This is a genomic window from Candidatus Phytoplasma prunorum, assembly GCF_036924415.2.
GTDB lineage: Bacteria > Bacillota_I > Bacilli_A > Acholeplasmatales > Acholeplasmataceae > Phytoplasma > Phytoplasma prunorum.
Genome location: NZ_JAZHCY020000005.1, coordinates 1 through 22,661, shown reverse-complemented (window position 1 = coordinate 22,661; position 22,661 = coordinate 1). Strand labels below are relative to the sequence as shown.

21 protein-coding genes and 2 tRNA genes are annotated in these 22,661 nt (G+C 20.6%); all 23 read left to right on the top strand.

Annotated features, from left to right (window positions below; translation table 11 throughout):
* The first annotated feature begins 9 nt into the window (after positions 1 to 9).
* The 23 genes from V9D86_RS00935 (at position 10) to V9D86_RS00825 (ending at position 22,640) form a co-directional block, all read left to right on the top strand.
* Complete coding sequence (locus V9D86_RS00935) at positions 10 to 270, top strand: hypothetical protein (protein ID WP_334330932.1); 261 nt, start codon at positions 10 to 12, stop codon at positions 268 to 270.
* A 105-nt stretch (positions 271 to 375) separates the two neighbouring features.
* Positions 376 to 543 (top strand): 30S ribosomal protein S21, encoded by a 168-nt coding sequence (gene rpsU, locus V9D86_RS00930; RefSeq protein ID WP_012504448.1) that lies wholly within the window; start codon positions 376 to 378, stop codon positions 541 to 543.
* Positions 544 to 662: 119 nt separating this feature from the next.
* Complete coding sequence (gene ybeY, locus V9D86_RS00925; RefSeq protein ID WP_334330931.1) at positions 663 to 1,097, top strand: rRNA maturation RNase YbeY; 435 nt, start codon at positions 663 to 665, stop codon at positions 1,095 to 1,097.
* Positions 1,098 to 1,125: 28 nt separating this feature from the next.
* Positions 1,126 to 2,007 (top strand): GTPase Era, encoded by an 882-nt coding sequence (era, locus tag V9D86_RS00920; protein ID WP_334330930.1) that lies wholly within the window; start codon positions 1,126 to 1,128, stop codon positions 2,005 to 2,007.
* Positions 2,007 to 2,654 carry a DNA repair protein RecO gene (gene recO, locus V9D86_RS00915; RefSeq protein WP_334330929.1) on the top strand — a complete coding sequence of 216 codons (648 nt, stop codon included), beginning with the start codon at positions 2,007 to 2,009 and terminating at the stop codon, positions 2,652 to 2,654. The genes era and recO overlap by 1 nt, the downstream gene beginning before the upstream one ends.
* Positions 2,655 to 2,707: 53 nt before the next feature.
* A complete protein-coding gene (locus V9D86_RS00910; RefSeq protein ID WP_334330928.1) occupies positions 2,708 to 4,066 on the top strand; it encodes a glycine--tRNA ligase in 1,359 nt (452 codons plus the stop codon).
* Between the two features lie 13 nt (positions 4,067 to 4,079).
* Positions 4,080 to 5,900 (top strand): DNA primase, encoded by a 1,821-nt coding sequence (gene dnaG / locus V9D86_RS00905; RefSeq protein ID WP_334330927.1) that lies wholly within the window; start codon positions 4,080 to 4,082, stop codon positions 5,898 to 5,900.
* Positions 5,901 to 5,936: 36 nt separating this feature from the next.
* A complete protein-coding gene (locus V9D86_RS00900; protein WP_334330926.1) occupies positions 5,937 to 7,196 on the top strand; it encodes a sigma-70 family RNA polymerase sigma factor in 1,260 nt (419 codons plus the stop codon).
* Between the two features lie 650 nt (positions 7,197 to 7,846).
* The gene (locus tag V9D86_RS00895; RefSeq protein WP_334330925.1) at positions 7,847 to 8,347 is read left to right on the top strand and encodes a tRNA (adenine(22)-N(1))-methyltransferase TrmK; all 501 of its coding nucleotides are present in this window, start codon (positions 7,847 to 7,849) and stop codon (positions 8,345 to 8,347) included.
* 99 nt (positions 8,348 to 8,446) lie between these two features.
* Positions 8,447 to 8,523, top strand: a tRNA-Arg gene (locus V9D86_RS00890).
* 102 nt (positions 8,524 to 8,625) lie between these two features.
* On the top strand, positions 8,626 to 8,823 hold the full coding sequence (gene rpmF / locus V9D86_RS00885; protein WP_334330924.1) for a 50S ribosomal protein L32: 198 nt from the start codon (positions 8,626 to 8,628) through the stop codon (positions 8,821 to 8,823).
* Positions 8,824 to 8,925: 102 nt separating this feature from the next.
* Positions 8,926 to 9,561 (top strand): hypothetical protein, encoded by a 636-nt coding sequence (locus tag V9D86_RS00880; protein WP_334330923.1) that lies wholly within the window; start codon positions 8,926 to 8,928, stop codon positions 9,559 to 9,561.
* Between the two features lie 182 nt (positions 9,562 to 9,743).
* Complete coding sequence (rpsD, locus tag V9D86_RS00875; RefSeq protein WP_334330922.1) at positions 9,744 to 10,343, top strand: 30S ribosomal protein S4; 600 nt, start codon at positions 9,744 to 9,746, stop codon at positions 10,341 to 10,343.
* Between the two features lie 189 nt (positions 10,344 to 10,532).
* Positions 10,533 to 13,196: a magnesium-translocating P-type ATPase gene (mgtA, locus tag V9D86_RS00870; protein ID WP_334330921.1), complete on the top strand. Its 2,664-nt coding sequence runs from the start codon at positions 10,533 to 10,535 to the stop codon at positions 13,194 to 13,196.
* A 65-nt stretch (positions 13,197 to 13,261) separates the two neighbouring features.
* Positions 13,262 to 14,029 carry a diadenylate cyclase gene (locus tag V9D86_RS00865; RefSeq protein WP_334330920.1) on the top strand — a complete coding sequence of 256 codons (768 nt, stop codon included), beginning with the start codon at positions 13,262 to 13,264 and terminating at the stop codon, positions 14,027 to 14,029.
* 362 nt (positions 14,030 to 14,391) lie between these two features.
* Positions 14,392 to 15,468 carry a transcription termination factor NusA gene (gene nusA / locus V9D86_RS00860; protein ID WP_334330919.1) on the top strand — a complete coding sequence of 359 codons (1,077 nt, stop codon included), beginning with the start codon at positions 14,392 to 14,394 and terminating at the stop codon, positions 15,466 to 15,468.
* 45 nt (positions 15,469 to 15,513) lie between these two features.
* Positions 15,514 to 15,789 carry a YlxR family protein gene (locus V9D86_RS00855; protein ID WP_334330918.1) on the top strand — a complete coding sequence of 92 codons (276 nt, stop codon included), beginning with the start codon at positions 15,514 to 15,516 and terminating at the stop codon, positions 15,787 to 15,789.
* A 48-nt stretch (positions 15,790 to 15,837) separates the two neighbouring features.
* Positions 15,838 to 17,655: a translation initiation factor IF-2 gene (gene infB, locus V9D86_RS00850; protein ID WP_334330917.1), complete on the top strand. Its 1,818-nt coding sequence runs from the start codon at positions 15,838 to 15,840 to the stop codon at positions 17,653 to 17,655.
* A gap of 5 nt (positions 17,656 to 17,660) precedes the next feature.
* A complete protein-coding gene (gene rbfA / locus V9D86_RS00845; RefSeq protein ID WP_334330916.1) occupies positions 17,661 to 18,005 on the top strand; it encodes a 30S ribosome-binding factor RbfA in 345 nt (114 codons plus the stop codon).
* A 64-nt stretch (positions 18,006 to 18,069) separates the two neighbouring features.
* A complete protein-coding gene (gene priA / locus V9D86_RS00840; RefSeq protein WP_334330915.1) occupies positions 18,070 to 20,430 on the top strand; it encodes a replication restart helicase PriA in 2,361 nt (786 codons plus the stop codon).
* Positions 20,431 to 20,476: 46 nt separating this feature from the next.
* Positions 20,477 to 21,166, top strand: coding sequence for a PAQR family membrane homeostasis protein TrhA (trhA, locus tag V9D86_RS00835; protein WP_334330914.1), 690 nt, complete (start codon positions 20,477 to 20,479; stop codon positions 21,164 to 21,166).
* A 66-nt stretch (positions 21,167 to 21,232) separates the two neighbouring features.
* Positions 21,233 to 22,408 carry an acetate kinase gene (locus tag V9D86_RS00830; RefSeq protein ID WP_334330913.1) on the top strand — a complete coding sequence of 392 codons (1,176 nt, stop codon included), beginning with the start codon at positions 21,233 to 21,235 and terminating at the stop codon, positions 22,406 to 22,408.
* Positions 22,409 to 22,549: 141 nt separating this feature from the next.
* Positions 22,550 to 22,640: transfer RNA gene (locus V9D86_RS00825), tRNA-Ser, on the top strand.
* Positions 22,641 to 22,661: the final 21 nt, after the last annotated feature.

Sequence of the window (22,661 nt, the reverse complement as noted above, 5' to 3'; positions counted from 1 at the left end):
ATAATTATGATGGATTCAGAAACAATAAAATATTTATTTAAAGTTATTTTAATTTTGTTGAATTTTTTGATTATTTTTAGTGTACTATTATTTTCTGATGATAATGATATTAATTCTTATTCAGGTAGTTATTCAGAAAAAGATAAAAATCGTAAAATTCAAGGAGCAGAATTATTTTTAAATCGTTTATTGTTTTTTTTAATTACTTTTTATTTTATTTTTATTATTTCTGTATATTATTTAACAGAAGTAAAAAATAAACTAATTTAATAAATATTTATTTGACAAAAAAAATAAATTTTGTATAATTATTTGAGATGTTATTTTTATTTATTTACTTAATTTTATTTAATATGAAAAGAGGTGTTAAAAAATATGCCAAAGACTATAGTTCGTGAAGAAGAAACTATTGAAGAAACTTTACGTCGTTTTAAACGTGAAGTATCCAAATCTGGTAATCTTGCCGCTGCACGTAAAAAAGAATACTATATTAAACCAAGTGTAGAAAAGAAAAATCGTCGTAATAAAATGTCATTACGTTAATAATATTATATTAAATATTAATTTGAATTAAAAGCATCTTTTTAAGTTGCTTTTTTTATTATATTTTTTATTATTAATTATTTTTTTAAAATCTATTAAAATTAAAAAAAGTTTAAAAAATGAAAGTTAAAATACATAATAAAACTGATATTTCCGTTAAATATTTAACAAAAATTTTAAAAAAAATATTTTCTTTTTTACCTGAAAAAAAAAATATACATATTATTTTTATAACTCCTTTAGAAATGAGAAAAATGAATTTTTATTATCGTCAAAAAGATTATGATACTGATGTTTTATCTTTTATTAATGAAATAGATAAAGATTCTTTAGGTGATATTTTTATTAATTTAAATAAAGCTCAAAAACAATCGAAAAATTATAATCATAGTTTAAGTCGTGAAGTTGGTTTTTTAGTCACTCATGGCTATTTACATTTAAAAGGTTATGAACATCATTCAGAGGATGAATTAAAAAAAATGCTTATTATTCAAGAAAAAATGTTAAAAAAAGTTGGCTTAGATAAAAAAATCATTTTTAAAAATAAAAAATAACAATAATTTCATTTTTAAGGAGATAAATATGAAATTTAAATCCGGTTTTATAACAATTTTAGGAAGGCCAAATGTTGGTAAATCTACTTTGATTAATGTTTTAGTTAAACAAAAAATTTCTATTGTTAGTGATAAACCAAATGTTACTATTAATAAAATAATAGGAATTTGTAATGATATTAATTCACAACTAATTTTTATAGATACGCCTGGATTTAATAATCGTAAGTTTTTATTATCAAAAAGAATGGATGAAACTTCTTTAAAAAGTATTTATGGTGTAGATATAATTTTATTTTTAATAACTGATATTTTAAATTTATCAGAAAAAAATTTTTTATCAAATATTAAAAAATATAAAAAACCTATTATTTTAGTAATTAATAAAATAGATAATTTTAAGAATAAAATTCAAATAGATAAAATTATTTTAGATTGTTTAAAATATTTTAAATTTGATAATATTATTCCTATTTCTGCTATTAATAGTCAAAATTTAATTCCTTTAAAAAATAGTATTTTGTCTTATTTAAAAGAAGGGCCAAAGTATTATCCTTGTGATATGATCACTGATCAAAAAAAAGATCGTTTAATTGCTGAATTAGTAAGAGAAAAAATATTTTTTTATTGTCGTCAAGAAATACCTTATTCTGTTGGTACTATGGTTGAACGTATTAATTATATTAATGATAATTTGATTGAGGTTTGGGTATTAATTTTAATAGAAAAAACATCTCAAAAAAAAATTTTAATAGGTAGTAAAGGTGAAAAGTTAAAGCAAATTTCTATTAATGCTGCAAAAGAAATTCAAAATATTTTAAATATAAAAGTATTCTTAAATTTATGGATTAAAACAAAACCAAAATGGCGTGAAAATATTTATTTATTAAAACAATTAGGTTATTATTGATGGTTAGAACTATAGGTTTGATTTATAAAATTTCGTCATATAAAGAATATTCAAAATTAGTTTTTATTTATACACCTGAAGGAAAAAAAACTTTAATTGCTAAAGGTTCTCAAATGATAATAAATCCTTATCGTATTTTAATTGAGTATTTAAATTTAATAGAATTTGAAAACAGAAAAAATTCTTCATTTTTAATTCTTAATAAAGCTTTTTTAGTAAATAATTATAAAAATATTAAAAAAAACTATGCTAATATTAAAAAAGCTTCTTTAATTTTAGAATTAATTGATAAAACAATTTATAATATTGATAATTATTTACCACATGATGTTATTTTTCAAGAAGTTTTGAAAGCATTACAATTTATTCAAACTGGATATTTAAGTTTTGCTTTAAGACTTTTGAATTTTTTAGGTTATAAAATTAATTTTAATAGTCTTTTATTAAAAAATAAATCTATTATCAATTTAGAAAGTGATTTTTATTTAAAAGACAAAAATAATTTTAGTGATGTTCAAATTAAAGAACTATCTTTACTTCGATCTTCTTATGACATTCAAGAACTTAAAACAAAACTTCCTGTTTTAAATTTTATTTATTATTATTATGAATTTTATTTAGATATAAAATTACAAAATCTTTATTAAAATTAACAATATTTATTATTTTTTTCAATATATATAAACAATAAGAGGTTTTTATGACATCTTTAGAAAAAATTTTTATTTTCGCTAAACAGACAGGTTTTGTTTTTGCAAGTAGTGAAATTTATGGTGGTTTTGCTAATAGTTTTGATTATGGTCATTTAGGATCATTATTAAAACAAAATATAAAAAAAGCTTGGTTAAAAAAATTTATTAAAGAAAAAGAAAATAATATTTTATTCGATAGTTCTATTTTATTAAATCCACAAGTATGGGAAGCTTCAGAACATTTAGCACATTTTTCAGATCTTTTAATAGAAAATAAAGATAATAATAAACGTTATCGTGTGGATCAATTAATTAATAAAAATGATTCTAACTTAAATATTAGTAGTTGGTCTTTTGAAAAAATGCAAAAATATATTATTGATAATCAACTTTTAGGTACTAAAAATTGGTCTTCTATAAAAAATTTTAATATGTTGTTTCAAACTTATCAAGGAGTAGTTAAAGAAAAAAGTAAAAAATTATATTTAAGGCCAGAAACAGCGCAAGGAATTTTTATTAATTTTAAAAATATTTTAAAAACATCTAGAAAAAAAATTCCTTTTGGGGTTGGTCAAATTGGTAAATCTTTTAGAAATGAAATAACACCAGGAAATTTTATTTTTCGTACTTGTGAGTTTGAACAAATGGAACTAGAGTTTTTTTGTGAGCCTGGAACTCAAAAAAAATGGTTTTTATATTGGAAAAAATATGTTAATGATTTTTTGTTATCTTTAGGTATTTATTCTAAAAATTTGATGTTCAAAGATTATTTACCAGAAGATTTAAGTCATTATTCTGATTTTACGACCGATGTATTATTTAATTTTCCTTGGGGTTTTTCTGAATTATGGGGTATTGCTTCAAGAAGAGATTTTGATTTAAAAAAACATCAACAATTTTCTAAAAAAAATTTAACTTATTTAGATGAAAAAAATAAAAAAAAATATTTACCTTTTGTCATTGAACCCTCAGTGGGTGTAGAAAGATTATTTCTAGCTTTTTTATTTAATAGTTATGAAGAAGAAAAATTAAATATAAAAGATATTAGAATAGTTTTGAAGATTCATCCTTTTTTAGCTCCTTTTAAAGCAGCTATTTTACCTTTAAATAAAAAAGATCATAGTTCAAAAGCAAAGGAAATTTATAAAAATTTAATGTTATATTTTGAAGTTTGTTATGAAGAAAATCAAAGTATTGGCAAAAGATATCGTAAACATGATATGATAGGCACTCCTTTTTGTATTACAATAGATTATCAAACTTTTTTAGATGATACTTGTACTATTAGAAATCGTGATAATTTAAAACAAGACAGGATATTTATTAAAGATATAAAAAAATATTTAGAAAATAAATTGTTATTTTAGTTTTTGAGGTAATATGAAATTAGAAAAATTGAAATTTGAAGAATTTATTAATAAAATTAATACAGAAGTTCCTATTTATGATTTAGTTCAAGAAAATAATGTAATTTTAAAAAAAGTTGGTAGGAATTTTATGGGATTATGTCCGTTTCATTCTGAAAAAACTGCTTCTTTTTCTGTTTCACCTGAAAAAAATATTGCTTTTTGTATGTCTTGTAAAAAAGGTGGTAAACCTATTTCTTTTTATAAAGAAATTAAAAAAGTTTCTTTTCAATATGCTGTTACAGCGTTAGCTAAAAGATTAAATATTGCTGATTTATCTGAAAAAAATTTTTTATTTAATTCAAATAATCATTTTTATAAAATTATAGAAGAAACAATGATTTTTTTTCAATCTAATTTATATGATAGAAAATTTGGTAAAAAAGCTTTTAAATATCTCGAAGAAGAACGTAAAATAAAAGATGAAACAATAAAATATTTTAAATTAGGTTATGCTTTGGGTTATTCAAGACAAAATATTATTCATAATCAAGTAAAAAATAAAAAAGAATTTAACAATTTTTCATCTTTGATTGATTATTTAAAAAAAACATATTCTATTAATGATTTGATGGATTTAGGAATAATTAAAGAAAATGAAAAAACAGGTGAATATTATAATTTTTTTAATGAACGTTTGATTTTTCCAATTACTAATAATTATGGTAGATTTGTTGGTTTTGCTGGTCGTAATTTAAATAACAATGAGCCGATTAAATATTTATTTAATACTAATACTAAGTTGTTTAATAAGCAAGAACTTTTATATCAATTTTATGAAAATAAATCCGAAATTATAAAACAAAATAAAGTTATCATATATGAAGGATTTTTTGAAGTTATAGTTTCTTTTCAATGCGGAATTAAAAATACTGTAGCTACTATGGGCACTAATTTAAACATTAAACAAATTAAAATATTAAGTGAATTAACTAAAGAATTTATTTTTGCTTATGATAACGATTTTGCCGGCCAAGAATCTTTTTTTAAATTAGGTAGTTATTTAACTAAAGAAGGTTTTAAAGTTAAAAGAATATTATTTCCTAATGGTCAGGATCCGGATGAATATTATCGTCAAAAAGGTGAAATTCAATTTAAAAAATTTATTATAGATAATACAGAAGATTTTTTAGATATTAAATGTGAAGAATTATCTAAAAAAATAAATTCTGTTTCTTTAGATTTTATTGAAAAAGAAAAAATTAAATTTGAATTATTTTCTTTATTGGATAAACAAAATGAAGAAATTAAAATATATTATCAAAATATTTTGAATAATAAATATAATATTAAAATTAAATTGTCTTTTGATAAAAATAGTAATATACAAAAATTTGTTGATATTTATAAAGTTAAACAACTTATGACAACGAATTTTTTATTAGATGTTATTTTTGATAGACATTATTTATATAGCAATTGGGATAGATTATCTAAAGATGAAAAATTTTCTAATTTTCAAAAAAAGTCACCAGATGTTTTATCTAAAAAAGATTTAATTTATTATTATTATGTTTTTTTATTTAAAGAAATTAAAAAATATTATGATTCTCACACTCAAAAAAATTTTATTACAATAGAAAATATAGATGATTTTTTAAAATCATATCCTAAAGCTTTTTGTTTTATAGTTGATTTAAAAAACAAAATTGAAATTAAAAAAATTGATAATTTAATTTATAATTATAAATTACAAATAAAAAATGAAAAAAAAGAAAATAAAAAAAAAGAAATTTTAAAAAAAGTATTACAACTACAATTAAAATTAAACAATTTCAAATTATATAAAGATTGAAAATGAAAATAAAAAAATAAAATAAAGGTAATTAATATGAATTGGAAAATATTGATTGAAAATTTATTTAAAAAAATTAATATTAAACAAAAAAATAAAAATAAATATTTTTTAAATTATGTTAAAAAAAATGATATTAATGATAATTTTTTATTAAATTTTAAAAAAGAAGATAATGATTCTTTTATACTTAAATATTCAGAAGATAAAATAAAAGATTTATCTGATTCATTAGATGAAATTGTTTTAGAAAAAGAAGATTTAATTTATGAAGATGAAACAGATACTTTAGTTTTGGATGAATTTGAAGAAAAAAAAGAAGAATTTTTAAATATTGATAAAAATCCAATTGATTTAAAATTTTATGATCCTGTTAAGATATATTTGAAAGAAATTGGTCAAATTCCATTGTTAACTTTAGAAGAAGAACAAGAACAATTTAGATTGGTTTATAATGGAAGAGAAGCAGAAAAAAAGCTTGAAAGTTATAGAAAAAAAGAGATTGATTTATCAGAAAAAGAAATTTCTGAATTAAATGATATTTTAAAAATATCTAATAAAGCTAAACATAGATTGATTGAGGCTAATTATCGTTTAGTTGTTTCTATTGCAAAACGTTATATTAGAAGAGGTTTAGAATTTTTAGATTTGATTCAAGAAGGTAATAGAGGATTAATGCGTGCTATAGATAAATTTAATATTGATAAAGGTTGTAAATTATCTACTTATGCTACTTTTTGGATTGTGCAAAAAATTTTAAGGGCAGTAGCTGATCAAGCTCGTATTATTCGATTACCGGTTCACATTGTGGATAGGATTAATATTATTTCTATGGCAAAAAGTAAGTTGAGATTAAAATTACATAGAGAACCAACTACTGAAGAATTATCTGAATTTATTAATATTTCTGAAAAAAAATTAAGAATTATTGAAATCATTAAGAAAAAACCTATTTCTTTGGAAGCTAGAGTTGGAGAAAAAGATGATTCTTCTTTAGGAGAATTTATTAGTGATCCTGATTCTTTATCACCACATGATTATATGTTGCAAGAAATTATGAAAAATACTTTAAATGAAATTTTAGAAGACACTTTAACAGATAGAGAAGAAAAGATTTTAAGAATGCGTTATGGATTATTAAATGGTAAAGTTCATACTTTAGAAGAAGTGGGAAATGCATTCGGTGTTACTCGTGAAAGAATAAGACAAATAGAAGCTAAAGCTTTTAGACGTTTAAGAACTCCAGCAAGACAAAATAAGTTAAAAACTCTTTATAATAGGATGAATAAAAAATAGGATATATAAAAAAATGAAAAGAATTTTATTTATTGCTTCGTTAAGGGCGCCTGTTAGGATATAAAAAGATATCTAGAAAAAAGACTAGACGTTTTAGAAATGACAAAACGAGAATAACAGATTAACTTTGAAATTGAAAAATAAAAAAGGAAAATAGCATGTCTGTAAAGCAATAAGTTAACTAAAAAGAATATTATGTTACTACTAAGTTGCAAGTTCATATGAAATAAGGTTAAAGTCAAAAAAGATTGAATTTCAGGTCGAGTTGGGTATAGCAAGCCTCTAATAGGTAATGAGATTGAATTAAATTCAATATAGGAATATTCCCTATCAAATCCCTATTTGTTATCATTTATTTTAAAAAAATTAGTTAACGGTTTTTAAAAGTCATTTACTTTCAATATATTATTTGAAAAATGATAAGCATTTTATAAAAATAAAAAAAGACATTGAAATAACCGATATTCATGATTACTTAGCTTTTTATATTACCAGGGAAACCTAAGAAGAACAAAAAAATAATTTAGTTTATTATTGTTTTTTATGGTGGCAGAGGCGTTGTAGTAGTTTGAGACGGTAACACCGATTACATGGCAAAGAACGCTAGAATTATGTTTAAATTATTAAACTTAATTGTGAAAGCTTAGTGCATGGAGACATGCCTGCTGGGTTTGGGAAGAAGCTTTAAATTGATTATTTTTTTTTATTTAATTACTTTAATTCGATCTTCATCTAAAAATTACGAAAAAGTTTTAGATATTGGTACTGATCATGGATTAGTTTTAAAAAAGGCTTTTGAATTGCGATATATTAAAAAAGGTATTGCTTCAGATAATAAGTTTCAACCTTTAATGCAAGCTAAAAAAAATTTAAAAAAATATTATGTTAATTTTTATTTAAGTGATGGTTTTGATAATATTAAAGAAGATTTTGATTTAGCTTTAATTTGTGGTATGGGTGTTTTAACTATTATTAAAATTTTATCTAAAGTTCCTGATAAAAGTAAACATTTTTTATTAGGGCCACAAGGTAAGATTGAATATTTATTATGTTGGTTAGAAGAAAATGATTTTCAAATTATAGCAAAGTATCATATTTTTGATAAATTTAATTATTTATTTTTAAAAATAACTTCTAAAATTAATAATTAAGATTTTATTATATATTTTTTAATTTAATATATAATTATTTGAAAAAAAATATTTTTTAAAGTATAATATAAATTGTTAAATTTATTGAAATTCTTTAGTGTTTGAGTAGCTCAGTTGGATAGAGCAACAGCCTTCTAAGCTGTCGGTCAGGGGTTCGAATCCCTTCTCAAACGCCATTTAAATAATAAATTTTTAATATTAAATTATTATTAAAAAAATATTTTTTTATATTTTTTGTATATTTAATATGATTAATAAGAAATTAGGAGAAAATTATTATGGCTGTTCCGTTTAGAAGAACCAGTAAAACTGTTAAAAGAAAAAGACGTACACATTATAAACTAATTACTCCAAATTTAGTAGTTTGTTCTATAACAAAAAATTTCACTTTATCACATCGTGTTACTAAAAATAGTGGTTATTATAAAGATAAATTATATTTAGAAAATAAAAAAACTGATCAAAAAGTTGATTAATTTTTTCATTAAATTTTAATTAATTCATTATATAAAATTATAATATTTTATTTTTTTGGATATAAAAACATTTTAAGTATAAAGAGAGTTAATAAAAAATACGTGAAATTAAATAATTTACAAAAAACAGCAACTTCAGCTTCGTTAGTTTCTTTTGCTATTTTTTTAGATATTTTTTGGACTTTGACTTTTTCTTGGAATACATTTGGTAGCGGAACGATATTTAAAATTTCAGTTTTACCCATAATTTTAATAGGATTTATATTTGGTTTTAAGTATAGTTTAGGATCTTGTATTTTATTTAATTTTTATAATTTACAAAAAGCAAGTTTTTTTACATTAAAAGTTTGGTTAGATTTATTTAATATCAGTTCCAATTATTCAATATTAGTTTATATTATGGATTATATTTTGCCAGATTTATCTTATAGCATTTCTGGATTATTTTATTTACCTGATTTTCAAAATAATAATCATTTTAAAAAAATTTTTTTAGCTGTATTTTTAATTTTTTCTTTAAAAGCTATATTGCATACTTTATCTGGTTATCTTATTTGGGTTCATGTTATCACTCCTGAATACATTATTAAATTTCCTGATTTTTTGCAAAAGTTATTTAATAATAAACATTATTTGATTTTTTCTATTTTTTATAATTTTATTCCATCTATATTAACTGGTTTATTAAATGGAATAATTCTTTGTTTTTTGAATAAATCACGTTTAAAATTATTTTAAATGATTTTATAAATTTATTATTTTTTTAAATTATGTCGATAATATTTATTTTTTAATGAAAATTTTATTAAAAATTTTTAATTTATTTTAAACTAAAATATTTTTAGTATTTAATATAAATTAATTTAAAAATTTTTAATTTTATTTTGATAATATTTTAATTTAAGGAGAAAATGTGATTAATGTCTCGTTATATAGGTTCTATTTGGAAAGTTTCGCGTCGTTTAAATTATTCTTTATTAGAAACAGGTAAAGAATTAATTAAAAGATCTTATGCACCGGGAATGCATGGACAAAAAAGAATTAAAGCTAAAGATTATGGTTTGCAATTGCAAGAAAAACAAAAAGTTCGCTTTACTTATGGTATTTCCGAAAAACAGTTTAAAAAAATTTTTAAAGATGCGGGTAAATTAAAAGGTATACATGGTGAAATATTTTTGTTTTTATTGGAGTCTCGTTTAGATAATATTGTTTATCGTTTAGGATTTGCTAAAACTAGACAACAAGCAAGACAATTGGTTAATCATGGTCATATTTTGGTAGATGGTAAAAAGGTAGATATTCCTTCTTATAGTTTAAAGGTTGGTCAAACTATAACTTTAAAAGAAAAATCAAAAGATTTAATTATTGTAAAAGAATCTTTAGCAAACAAATTAAATCGTGTTGATTATGTTTCTTTAAATAAAGATTTAGTTGGAAAATATGCTCGCATTCCTCAAAGAAATGAATTATTACCTAATATTAAAGAACAACTAATAGTTGAGTTTTATAATAGAAAATAAAAAATTTATGCACCCTTTTTAGAGGGTGTTTTTTTGTTATATTTTTATATTAAATTAAGGTTTGTTTATTAAAAAGTAAAAAATTTAGTAAAATTAACTTATAAGATTAAATTTTATTAATTGATTATAATAATAAAATTTTTATATTGTTGTTTTTAATTTATTTATTATTTGGAGGTTTTTAATTTTATGAAAAAAAAATCAAATAAAAATTCTTCTTTTAATTATGTTAAATTTATGAGAGATATTAGTCAACAAAATTTAAAAGATACTGTAGATTATTTCAATTCTAATAAAGAAAATGGAATGACATTACAACAAGTTATAATTAATCGGAAAATTTACGGTGGAAATGAATTTGTAAAACATCAACAAATTTCTTATATTCAAAAATTTATAAAATTTTTTTTTAATCCTTTTAATATTATTTTATTATTAATGTTAATTATTTCTTTATTAACTGATGTCATATTTAATGATTTAAAAAAATCTTCTTTTAAAGATTTTACAACTATTATTATTATTTTTTTAATATTTTTTTTATCTAATTTTATTTCTTTATTTCAAGAAATGAAATCTTCGAAAATAGTTGAAAAGCTAAAAAAATTTGTTCAAACAACTACTAAAGTAAAAAGAGATAATAAAATTCAAAAAATTTTTTCAGATGATTTAGTTAGAGGTGATATTGTTTTTTTTACTTCTGGTGATATTATTTCGGCCGATATTAAGTTAATTGAGACTAAAAATTTTTTTGTTCAAGAAGCAAGTTTAACAGGCGAAGCTTATTCAGTTCAGAAAGATGCTAAAAATAAAGATATATATGAAAATTTTTTAGAAGATAAAAGATTAATTTTTACTGGAACTAGTGTTATTTCTGGTTATGCTAAAGGTATTGTTATTATTACAGGTGAAAACACTTATTTAGGTAAAATAAATAAAAATATTGATAAACAAAATAATTTTTCTAATTTTCAAAAAGGTATTACTTCTATTTCTAAATTATTACTTATTTTTATTTTTTTTATGATGCCTTTAATGTTTATAATTAATTATGTTAAAATTGGTCGTCGAAGTATAATTGAACCTTTACTATTTTCGTTGACTATTGCTTTTGGATTAACTCCGGAAATGTTGCCTTTGGTTACCACTACTTCTTTATCTATTGGATTACTTTTATTATCAAAAAAAAAAGTTTTAGTTAAAAATTTGAGTTCTATTCAAGATTTCGGTGTTATGAATATATTATTTACTGATAAAACAGGTACTTTAACACAAGGTCATATATCACTAGATGGTTATTTTGATTTAAATAATAATTTAAGCGAAAGTGTTTTAAAAAATGCTTATCTTAATAGTTTTTTTCATTCTGGCGCTAAAAATATTATAGATGATTCTATTATTTCTAAAATTCAAGATTTACAAAAAAATAATTTTATTAAAATTGATTATCATCAAAAATTTCATAAAATAGATGAAATTTCTTTTGATTATTCTAGAAGAATGGTCAGTGTTATTTTAGAAAATAAACATAATCAAAAAAAAATAATGATTACTAAAGGAGCTATAGAAGAAATTTTAAATATTTGTGATTATGTTGAAATTAGTAAAAAAAATATTGTTCCTTTAACACCAGAATATAAAAAAATTATTTATGATAACATTATTTATTATAATCAAAAAGGTTTTAGAGTTGTTGGATTAGCTAAAAAAAATATTTCTTCTTTTGTTAAAAATTTAAATTATTTTGATGAACAAAAAATGATTTTAATAGGTTTTTTAACTTTTTTTGATTCTATAAAAAAAAGTGCTAAAAAAGCAATATCTTCTTTAAAAAAATACGGTGTTGAAGTAAAAATTTTAACTGGTGATAATGATATTTTAACTAAGACAATAGCTAAAATGATTAATATTAATAATGTTAGTTTGTTATCTGGTAATGAAATAGATAAATTAAATGATGATGAATTATATCAGAAAGCTAAAAAAATAAATATTTTTACAAAATTTTCATCAGAACAAAAAGGAAGACTTATAAATATTTTTAAAAAAGAAAAAAATATTATTGGTTTTATGGGAGATGGTATTAATGATGTTCTAGCAATGCAAAATGCTCATTTAGCTATTTCTGTTGACTCTGGGACTGATATCACAAAAGAAGCAGCAGATATTATTATTTTAGGTAATGATTTAAATATTTTACAAAAAGGAATTATTGAAGGTAGAAAAACTTATACTAATATGTTAAAATATTTAAAATTTACTTTAGCTTCAAATTTTGGTAATGTTTTAAGTGTTTTAACAGCTAGTTTATTTTTAGAATTTATTCCGATGAAATCAATTCAAATTTTATTTTTAAATGTGATTTATGATTTAACTTGTTTTGCTATTCCTTTTGATAACGTAGAATCTAATTATTTAAAAAAGCCGCGTAATTGGGATTTAAAAAATATTATAAATTTTATGATTTTTTTTGGATTTATTTCTTTTTTATTTGATTTATTAATTTTTTTCATTTTGAGAGGTGAAGAGGAATCTATTTTTCAAACTGGATGGTTTATTTTTTCTATGTGGTCGCAAGTTTTTATTATTTTTTTATTACGTACAGAAAATATTATTAAAGATATTAAACCATCATTATTAATGTTTATTTTTTCTATAACAGGTGTTAGTATTGTAACACTTTCTCCCTTTATACCTTTTTTATGTGATTCATTAAAATTAGAATCTAATTTTTTTCGTAAATTTCAAGATTGGTATTTTTGTTTATCGTTTGGAACAATATTAATTTTATATTTTATTATTGTAATAATAGCTAAGAATATTTTTATTAAGAAGTATAAATATTTATTATAATTTACATATATTTAGATATAAATTTAATATTTTTTAACTAAAATAAAAAAAAGAAAAGGTATTTTATGGATTTTTTTTTGGAAGTTTTAATTTATTTTATTGCATTTATAATATTAATTTTTTTTGCTTTTAAAATTCTTTTTAGTAAATATCAAATTTTTAAAATTATTTTTTTAATGTTTTTATGTACTGGTTTTGTTTATTATTTTAAAATAATTACTAAACATTTATTAGGACCATACGATTTGGATTATTTATTAGAATTAAAAATTTATGATTCATTATTAATTTTTGCTTTAATTAGTATTATTATTATAAAAGCTCCTTATTTAAGAATTTATTTTAATAATTATTTAAAATTTTGGTCTAAACAGAAAAATATTGTTATGGGAAGTCATAGTACTCAAAAAGCTATTTTAGATTCTGTAATCGAAATGTCAAGTAAAAAAATTGGAGCTTTAATTACTATAGAAAAACATAATACTTTAGATATGTTTTCGCAAAAAGCTATTTTAATCAATGGTATAGTTTCAAAAGAATTAATAATGAATATTTTTATTCCTAATACTCCACTTCATGATGGTGGAACTATTATTCGCGGAGACAGAATTTTATGCGCTGGTGCTTATTATACATTATCTGATGATGAACATTTTGAAAAAACAACAGGTTCTAGACATCGTGCTGCTTTAGGAATTAGTGAAACTACCGATAGTATGACTTTAGTAGTATCTGAAGAAACTGGACGTATTTCTATTGCTTTAGAAGGTATTATGTTAAATATTGATGATAAAAATAAAATTCAAGAATATTTAATTATGTTTATGATTTAATAAATAATGATTTTATTTTTTTTATTTATTAATTTTTGAATATTGAAATAATCTTTAATTTGATTTTAATGTCATTATAAATATGTTATAATTATAATATTAAAAAAATTTTATTTTAGGATTTTTCTTTTTGTTTTATTTTTTGACTATTTTATTATTTTTAAATTTTAAAAAATTAGTTATTTAATTATAATAGTGATTTTAAATCACTATTTTTTGATTTAATGTTTATTTTTAATATTATTGATAGTAAAAAAAATTATAAAATAATACAAAATAAAAAAATAATTATTTAATTTTAAATTTTTTTTTATATATATTAATATTTGTATCATTCTTTTTTTATAAGGTAGGTAGTAATTTTGAATAGTAAAGATTTTTTTAATATTATTAATGAATTTGCAGAAGAAAATGATTTAACTAGTGAACAAATAAAAGATGCTTTTACAAAAGCTCTTATTCATGGTTGTAGAAAAGCACATCAAGTTAAATCTTGTCGAGTTGATATCAAAGAAGAGCGTAATGAAATAAATTTATATAAACAATATTATATAATAGATCCAGAAGAAAAAGATTTAAACAATTACAAAGATTATACTCATATTGATTTAGAAGAAGCTAAAAAATTTAAAAAAAGAGTAAAATTAGGTCAAATTATTAATATTAAAATTAATCCTAAAGATTTTAATCTTTATGCTGTTAAAGATTTTAAAAATAAATTAAAAGAAGAATTAACTAAACAAAAAAGGGAAAATATTTATGTTTATTTTAAAAGTTATGAAGGTCAATTGATTAATGCCAAAGTTATTGGTTCTAATAGTAAATTTTATTATTTAGAATTAGAAAAAGAAATGACTACTTTGTTGCCTAAAAAAGAAACTTTTAAAAAAGAAATTTTTTCTGAAGGTGATCGTATTCAAGTTTATATAGTTGAAGTTCAAAAAACTACTAAATTACCAAGAATTTTTGTAAGTCGAACTCATATTGGTTTAGTAACTAAAATTTTTGAAGATTGTATTCCTGAAATTAATGATGGTACTTTAAAAATTATGATGATTGCTAGAATTCCTGGTGAAAGAACTAAGATAGGATTGTTTTCTAATAATCCTCAAGTTGATCCAATTGGTTCTTGTATTGGTAAAAATGGCGATCGTATTAAAAGCATTATTAAAGTTTTACAGGGAGAAAAAATTGATTTATTTTTATGGAGCGAAAAAAATGAAGAATTAATTTCTAATTCTCTACAACCAGCTAAAATATTTCAAGTAAATATTGTTGATTTAGAAAATAAAGTTGCTTTGGTAATTGTAGAAGATGATCAATTATCTTTAGCAATTGGTAAATTAGGTAAAAATGTTAAATTAGCTGTACAAGCTACTAAATGGAATATTGATATTAAAACTTTATCTCAATTTCAAAAAATTAAAAAAATGACTTAAAAAAATATTTATATTATATATATTTTAATAAAATAAGGTAAATTAATGATAAAACAAAAAAAACTTATTTTGAGAACTTGTATTGCTAGTCGCTGTATTTTACCAAAAGAAAATTTAATAAGAGTTGTAGTTACAAAACATAAATTAATTTTTATTGATTTTGATTATATAATTTTCGGCAGAGGAGCTTATTTTGTTCTAACTCTTAAAAATGTTTTATTAATTCAAAAAAAAAAAATTTTAGAAAAAAAATTAAAAACTTATATACCACAAGAAATTTATCAAAAACTTTTAGAAATTGTTAAAACTATTGAAAATTAATTATTGAATTTAATAAAAAAATATTTTATTTAGGAAAGGATAAAGCTTATGAAAAAAAAAATACCTCAATCAAAAAATAAAACAAAAAATTATTCGAACGTCGAAAAACAAAAAATGAAAAAAAGTTATGTTTTTGATGCAAAACACAATATTAAAGAAATAGCTAAAATATTTGGTATTTCTAGCGCTAGATTAATAAAACAACTTTTACAGATAGGAATAATTGCTAATATTAATGATACTTTAGATAAAAAAACTATTGAATTAATAGGTATTGAATTTAATGTTGAAATTATTTTTGAAAATCTGGATAATTCAAAAAAAATGATTACGGAAACAAAAAAAGATATTCAAAAATTAGAAAAAAGACCTCCAATTATTACTATTATGGGTCATGTTAATCATGGAAAAACTACATTATTAGATACAATTAGAAAAACTAGAATAGTTGATAAAGAATTTGGTGGTATTACTCAACATATAGGTGCATATCAAACCAAATATAAAGGAAATTTAATTACTTTTATAGATACTCCGGGTCATGAAATTTTTAATCAAATGAGAGCTAGAGGTGTAAAATTTACAGATATTTGTGTTTTGATATTAGCAGTAGATGATGGAGTTAAACCACAAACTATTGAAGCTTTACAACACGCAAAAGCAGTAAAAGTACCTATTATTGTTGCTTTAAATAAAATTGATAAAATTAATAGAATTAATTTGGAACCAATTATGTCTGAACTTTCTAATTATGATTTATTACCTGAAGCGTGGGGGGGTAAAACACCATATGTTGAAATTTCAGCATTAAAAAATAAAGGTATTGATCAATTATTAGAATTGATTTTATTAATTAGTGAAATAGAAAATTATCAAACTGAAATAAAAATTCCTGCTGAAGGTCATGTTTTAGAAAGTAACTTAGCTATATCAAAAGGACCTATAGCTACTTTTATTATTAAAAAAGGAACTTTAAAAGTTGGTGATATTGTTGTTGTTGGTAAAACTTATGGTAAAATTCGTTCTATAGAAAATGATTTAAAACAACAATTAAAAACAGCTTTACCTTCGCAACCTGTTAAAGTTTCGGGTTTAAAAGAGGTTGTATTAGCAGGAGATTTTTTTATAGTTGTTAAAGATGAATTCACTGCTAAAAAAATGGTTAATCAAAAAAAACAACAACATATAGAAAATTTAGAATCAGAAAATAAAATTGCTGGTTTAGAAAATTTTTTAAGTAATGTAGATAATGCAGAAACTAAATATTTAAATATTATTTTAAAAACAGATTTTCAAGGTAGTTTAGAAGCTATAAAAAGCATTTTAGAAAAAATTTCTTTATCTGATGTTAAAATTAAATTTATAAAAATGGGTGTTGGTGATATTTCTGAAAGTGATGTTAATTTAGGTCAATTAAATTCTTCTTTAATTATAGGTTTTAATGTAAATGCTAATCTTTTTGTTAGAAATTTGTCAAAAAATAAAGGTATTCAAATAAATTTTTATAACGTTATTTATCGTATTTTCGAAGATGTAGAAAAGATAATGAAAAGTTTATTAAAAATTTCTTTAGAAGAAAAAGTTATAGGCCAAGCTGAAGTAAGAAAAATATTTAATATTAGTACAATAGGAACTATTGCTGGTTGTTATGTTATTAGTGGTATGATAACTAATGATTCATTATTAAGAGTAATTAGGAATAAAAAAATTATTCATCAAGGTAAAATAATTTCTTTAAAGCATTTAAAAAATAATATTCAAAATTCTAAAAAGGGTAATGAATGCGGTATTTTAGTAGAAAATTTTAGTAATTTTGAAATCAATGATATAATAGAAGCATATAAGTTAGAGAAATCGGAGAATTAAAATATATGGGAATAACAAATGAAAAATTATCTAGTTTGATAAAAAAAGAATTAGCTTTAATAATTAATTTAGTTATTAAGAATGATAAAATTGGATTTATTAATGTAACTGAAGTTAAGTTAACTAATGATTTATCTTTTGCAAATGTTTATTATGTTATTTTAAATAATCAACCAGAATTTTTATCTTTAGCTAATGAAATTATAGAAAAAAATAAAGTTACAATTAGAATGTCTTTAGCTAGAAAAATAAGAAATATAAGAAAAATACCTCAATTAGTGTTTATTTATGATAAATCTTTAGAATATGGTAATCATATTGATAATATTTTGAAGGGCATTAATAAATAAAAATTTAAATTATAAAATATTTTTATTAATTAAATAAAGGAATGATAGGTATAATTAGATTTTAATGATTGCTCAAGTTGTTATTGATTTGAAAACATTTGAATTAAGAAACCGATATTTTGATTATATAATACCTGTAAAGTTTCAAGGAATGATTCAAAAAGGTATGCGTGTTATAGTTCCTTTTGGTTCAAAAGATAAAAAAAGATTAGGTTATGTTTGTAATTTGGTTAACTTTAGTTATTTTGCTACAAAAGAATTGTCTGAAGTTTTAGATGTGGAACCTTCTATTGATTCAGAACTTTTTTTATTAGCAGAAGAAATTTTAAAAATTCCTTTTATTTCAAAAGCGTTAGTTTATGAAACAGTTATTCCTAAAGGACTTTTAATTAATTATCAAAAAAAAGTTTTACTTTTTAATAAAGAAGCTATTTCGGAAGAAATACTAAAAAAATTTAATAATAAAAATGAATGGTTACTTAATAATTCAGAATATAAAAAATTTGGCGTTGAATTAAATAAATTAGCTTGTAAACTTAATGTTGTAAAAATACAAACTTTGTTAAAACCCCGTTATTCAGAAAAAAAAGAAACTTTTTATCATTTTAACCCTATTTATAATGACTATAATCAAATATATTTAACAACTAAAGAAAAATATGTTGTAGAAAAATTAAAAAAAAAATTAAATATTAAAAAAATAGATTTTTTAAAATTTAGTTCTTATGCTGTTATTAATAATTTATTAAAAAAAGGAATTATTTTGAAATATGAAAAAAATTTTAATGAATTTTTTTTGAATCATAATTTTTCTTTATCAAAAACTAAAGAAGTAAATTTAAATGAAGAACAAACAGAAACTTTAAGACAAATTGACTTAAATAAAAATAAAGTATATTTACTTTATGGTAAAACTGGAACTGGAAAAACAGAAGTTTATTTAAAATTAATTGAAACAATAATAAAAAATAAACGTCAAGTTTTGATTTTAGTTCCTGAAATAATTTTGATAGCTCCTTTAGCACAAAGGTTGAAATCTAAATTTACTGAAGAAAAAATATCTATTATGCATAGTTTATTATCGCCAAAAGAAAAATATAATCAATATAAAATGATTAAAAATCAAGAAGCATCAATTGTATTAGGCACTAGAAGTGCTATTTTTTCTCCTTTACAATCGTTAGGTATTATTATTATTGATGAAGAGCATGATGAATCTTTTATACAAAAAGAAACATCTTTATCTTATGATGTAAAAGAATTAGCTAAAATTAGAACAAAATATCATAATGTTCCTTTAATTTTAGGTAGCGCCACTCCTTCTTTGGAAAGTCATTATAATGTTCAAAAAAATATATATAAATTATTAACTTTAAATAAAAGAGTTTTAGTAAATCATTTTCCTTTAATAAAATTAGTTGATATGAAAGAAGAATTAAAAAAGGGTAATTTAGAACCTTTTTCTTTTGAATTAAAAAAAAAACTAAATGAAACATTAAAAAAAAATGAACAAGCAATTATTTTTATTAATACTAAAGGTTATGCACCTTTTTTGTTGTGTCGTTTTTGCGGTTATGTTCCGAGATGTATCAAATGCAACATTAGTCTTACATTTTATCAAAAAAAAAATATTTTAAAATGTAATCATTGTGGTTTTATTTTAGAATTTAAATTAGTTTGTCCTAAATGTAATCAAAAAAAAATTAAAACTTTTAGTATAGGAATTGAATATTTAGAAAATTATTTAAAACAAAATTTTCCTAAAGTAATAATTAAAAGAACAGATGCAGACACTATTTCAAAAATTGGTGAATATGAAAATATTTGGAATGAATTCAATCAAAACAAAGCTCAAATTTTATTAGGCACACAAATGATTTCTAAAGGCTTAGATTTTTCTAATGTTACTTTTGTTGGAATAATTGCAGCTGATAATTTATTAAAAATACCTGATTTTAAAGCTTCTGAAAAAACTTTTCAGTTATTAATGCAAACATCAGGTCGTTCTGGAAGAACTAAACAAGGTACAGTAATTATTCAAAGTTATGATATTGATAATTATATTATTAAATCAGTTTCTTGTTATCAAGAAAAATATGTTTTAAAAAAACTTTTATATGAAAGAAAAATATCTCAATTACCTCCATTTAATTATCTTAGTAAAATTTTAATTTGTCATGAATCATATTTACAGGTTTTTTTAATATCTAAAAATATTAAATATATTTTAGAGCAAACATATAATAAAAAAGAAATGATAGTACTGGGACCTATTTTATCTTTAATATCTAAAAAAAATAATAAATATAGAATATTATTAACATTAAAATATTTTAAATGGCCTTTAAATTTAGATTTTATTTTAAAATATAATGTTTTAAAAAATGCTGATATTTTTTTTGACAGATTTGCAAATTTATTTTAAATTTATGATTTTAAATTTTTTTATATTTTTTAGGAGATAATTTTTTATGTATAAAAGAAAAAAAGAAAATAACTCACAAACTTTAGGTGAAGAAATAGCTAATGCTATTTCTCATGGTTTAATGATTCCTTTTGGAATTATAATGCTAATTTTTATTTCATGTTATATATTTTCATTAAAAATTACCATTATTTCACCTTTTAATAAATTTTTTTCTATATTTTCACCCTTTTCTATGATTTTTCTTTATTTAGTTAGCACTTTATATCATGCTTTAAGTTTTACAAAGGCAAAAAAAATATTAAAAAAATTAGATCATATTGGTATTTATTTGTTAATATTTGGAACTTTTACTCCTTTTTTACTTTTATCTCCAGAATTAAATAAACAAAAATTTTTTGGTAATATTAATTTGGGTCTATTTTTGTTTGTTGTTCAATTTATTATAATAACAATTGGTATTATATTAAAATGGTTTTGGATTTATAAATGGAATAAAATACATATTTGTTTATTTCTTTTATTAGGTTGGAGTTCTTTGTTTATTTTTCCATTTTTAAATTTAGACAAGTCAATTTTGTATTTTTTATTATTTGGTGGTTTTTTCTATAGTTTAGGAGTTTATTTTTATATTAAAGATTATAAAAAATATTATCATTTTATTTGGCATTTATTTGTTTCATTAGGGACTATTTGTCATTTTATTGCTATTATTGTTTTTTTAAGTTTTCTATAAAAAATTCAATAATAATAAATTATAATGTATACTAATACATATATCATAGGAGAAATGTTTAATTATATGAAAATTATATCAGTAAATGCTGGAAGTTCTTCTTTAAAATTTAAATTATTTGATATGCCAAAAGAAAAATTGATTGTTTCTGGTTTGATCGAAAAAATAGGAGATCAAAACGCTATTTTTAGTTTAATTTATGGGATTACTAAAAAAGAAACAATTATACCAGTTTTAAATCATCAACAAGCGGTAAAATTATTGTTAGAATCTTTGCAAATTAATAAAATTATTGATAATTTAGAAGACATTAAAGGAGTGGGACACAGAATTGTACAAGGTGGAGAATTATTTAAAGATTCTGTTGTTTTAACTGAAGAAAATATTTTAAAAATTGAAAGTTTAAATGACTTAGCTCCTTTACATAATTATGCTAATGTTTTGGGCATAAAGGCTTTTGAAGAAATTATACCTAATATTTTTCAAGTGGGGGTTTTTGATACTACATTTCATCAAACTATAAATCAAGAAAATTTTTCTTATGCTATTCCTTATGAATGGTATCAAAAATATAAAATTAGAAAATATGGATTTCATGGTATTTCTTATAAATATGTATCTAATAGAACTTCAGAAATATTAGATAAAAAAGATTTAAAAATTATTGTTTGTCATGCAGGTAATGGTGTTTCTTTATGTGCTATTAAAGATAACAAGTCTGTAGATACTTCTATGGGATTCACACCACTTGAAGGTGTGCCGATGGGTACAAGAAGTGGTAATATCGATCCTACTATTATTGAATTTATATCTTATAAAGAAAATAAAAGTATTAAAGAAATTATGAATATTTTGAATAAAAAATCAGGTTTTTTAGGTGTTTCAGGCGTTTCTAATGATGCTAGAGATATTGAAATATCTTTGCAAAAAGGAAATAAAAGATCTTTATTAGCTCATGATGTTCAAATTAAAAGAATAGTCGATTATATCGGTATTTATTATTTTTTATTACAAGGAATAGATGCTTTAGTTTTTACCGCAGGTATTGGTGAAAATTCCTTATTATTTAGAAAAAAAATCATTCAACGTTTATCATTTTTAAAAGTTTATTTAGATGATGAATTTAATAATTCCAAAGGCGAAAGAGTTATTAGCACTCCATCTTCATTTTTTAAAGTTTTAGTTATACCTACAAATGAAGAAATTGAAATTGTTCGGGAAGTTGTTAGAATTAAAAATTAAATTTTTATTCTTAGTTATACAAAGATATTATATTTTTTATTGATAAAATTATTTATTATTTTATTTAATTAAATAAAATATATTTTTGTTAATTTTATCAATAAAATTGTAATTATTGTATTTTTTTATTTTTCATGGATTGGAGGAATACTCAAGAGGTTTAAGAGGTATGCTTGGAAAGTATATAGGTCTTTAAAAAGATGCAAGGGTTCGAATCCCTTTTCCTCCGCCATTATTAATTAAATAAAAATAA

Bases quoted from the DNA above. Each gene is read 5' to 3' on its own strand.
- V9D86_RS00855 (WP_334330918.1), top strand. From the start codon at position 15,514: ATGATAAAACAAAAAAAACTTATTTTGAGAACTTGTATTGCTAGTCGC.
- V9D86_RS00900 (WP_334330926.1), top strand. From the start codon at position 5,937: ATGAATTGGAAAATATTGATTGAAAATTTATTTAAAAAAATTAATATT.
- priA (WP_334330915.1), top strand. From the start codon at position 18,070: ATGATTGCTCAAGTTGTTATTGATTTGAAAACATTTGAATTAAGAAAC.
- V9D86_RS00910 (WP_334330928.1), top strand. From the start codon at position 2,708: ATGACATCTTTAGAAAAAATTTTTATTTTCGCTAAACAGACAGGTTTT.
- rpmF (WP_334330924.1), top strand. From the start codon at position 8,626: ATGGCTGTTCCGTTTAGAAGAACCAGTAAAACTGTTAAAAGAAAAAGA.
- rpsU (WP_012504448.1), top strand. From the start codon at position 376: ATGCCAAAGACTATAGTTCGTGAAGAAGAAACTATTGAAGAAACTTTA.
- V9D86_RS00830 (WP_334330913.1), top strand. From the start codon at position 21,233: ATGAAAATTATATCAGTAAATGCTGGAAGTTCTTCTTTAAAATTTAAA.
- infB (WP_334330917.1), top strand. From the start codon at position 15,838: ATGAAAAAAAAAATACCTCAATCAAAAAATAAAACAAAAAATTATTCG.
- rpsD (WP_334330922.1), top strand. From the start codon at position 9,744: ATGTCTCGTTATATAGGTTCTATTTGGAAAGTTTCGCGTCGTTTAAAT.
- era (WP_334330930.1), top strand. From the start codon at position 1,126: ATGAAATTTAAATCCGGTTTTATAACAATTTTAGGAAGGCCAAATGTT.
- rbfA (WP_334330916.1), top strand. From the start codon at position 17,661: ATGGGAATAACAAATGAAAAATTATCTAGTTTGATAAAAAAAGAATTA.
- mgtA (WP_334330921.1), top strand. From the start codon at position 10,533: ATGAAAAAAAAATCAAATAAAAATTCTTCTTTTAATTATGTTAAATTT.
- V9D86_RS00895 (WP_334330925.1), top strand. From the start codon at position 7,847: ATGGAGACATGCCTGCTGGGTTTGGGAAGAAGCTTTAAATTGATTATT.
- V9D86_RS00935 (WP_334330932.1), top strand. From the start codon at position 10: ATGGATTCAGAAACAATAAAATATTTATTTAAAGTTATTTTAATTTTG.
- recO (WP_334330929.1), top strand. From the start codon at position 2,007: ATGGTTAGAACTATAGGTTTGATTTATAAAATTTCGTCATATAAAGAA.
- ybeY (WP_334330931.1), top strand. From the start codon at position 663: ATGAAAGTTAAAATACATAATAAAACTGATATTTCCGTTAAATATTTA.
- V9D86_RS00865 (WP_334330920.1), top strand. From the start codon at position 13,262: ATGGATTTTTTTTTGGAAGTTTTAATTTATTTTATTGCATTTATAATA.
- trhA (WP_334330914.1), top strand. From the start codon at position 20,477: ATGTATAAAAGAAAAAAAGAAAATAACTCACAAACTTTAGGTGAAGAA.
- dnaG (WP_334330927.1), top strand. From the start codon at position 4,080: ATGAAATTAGAAAAATTGAAATTTGAAGAATTTATTAATAAAATTAAT.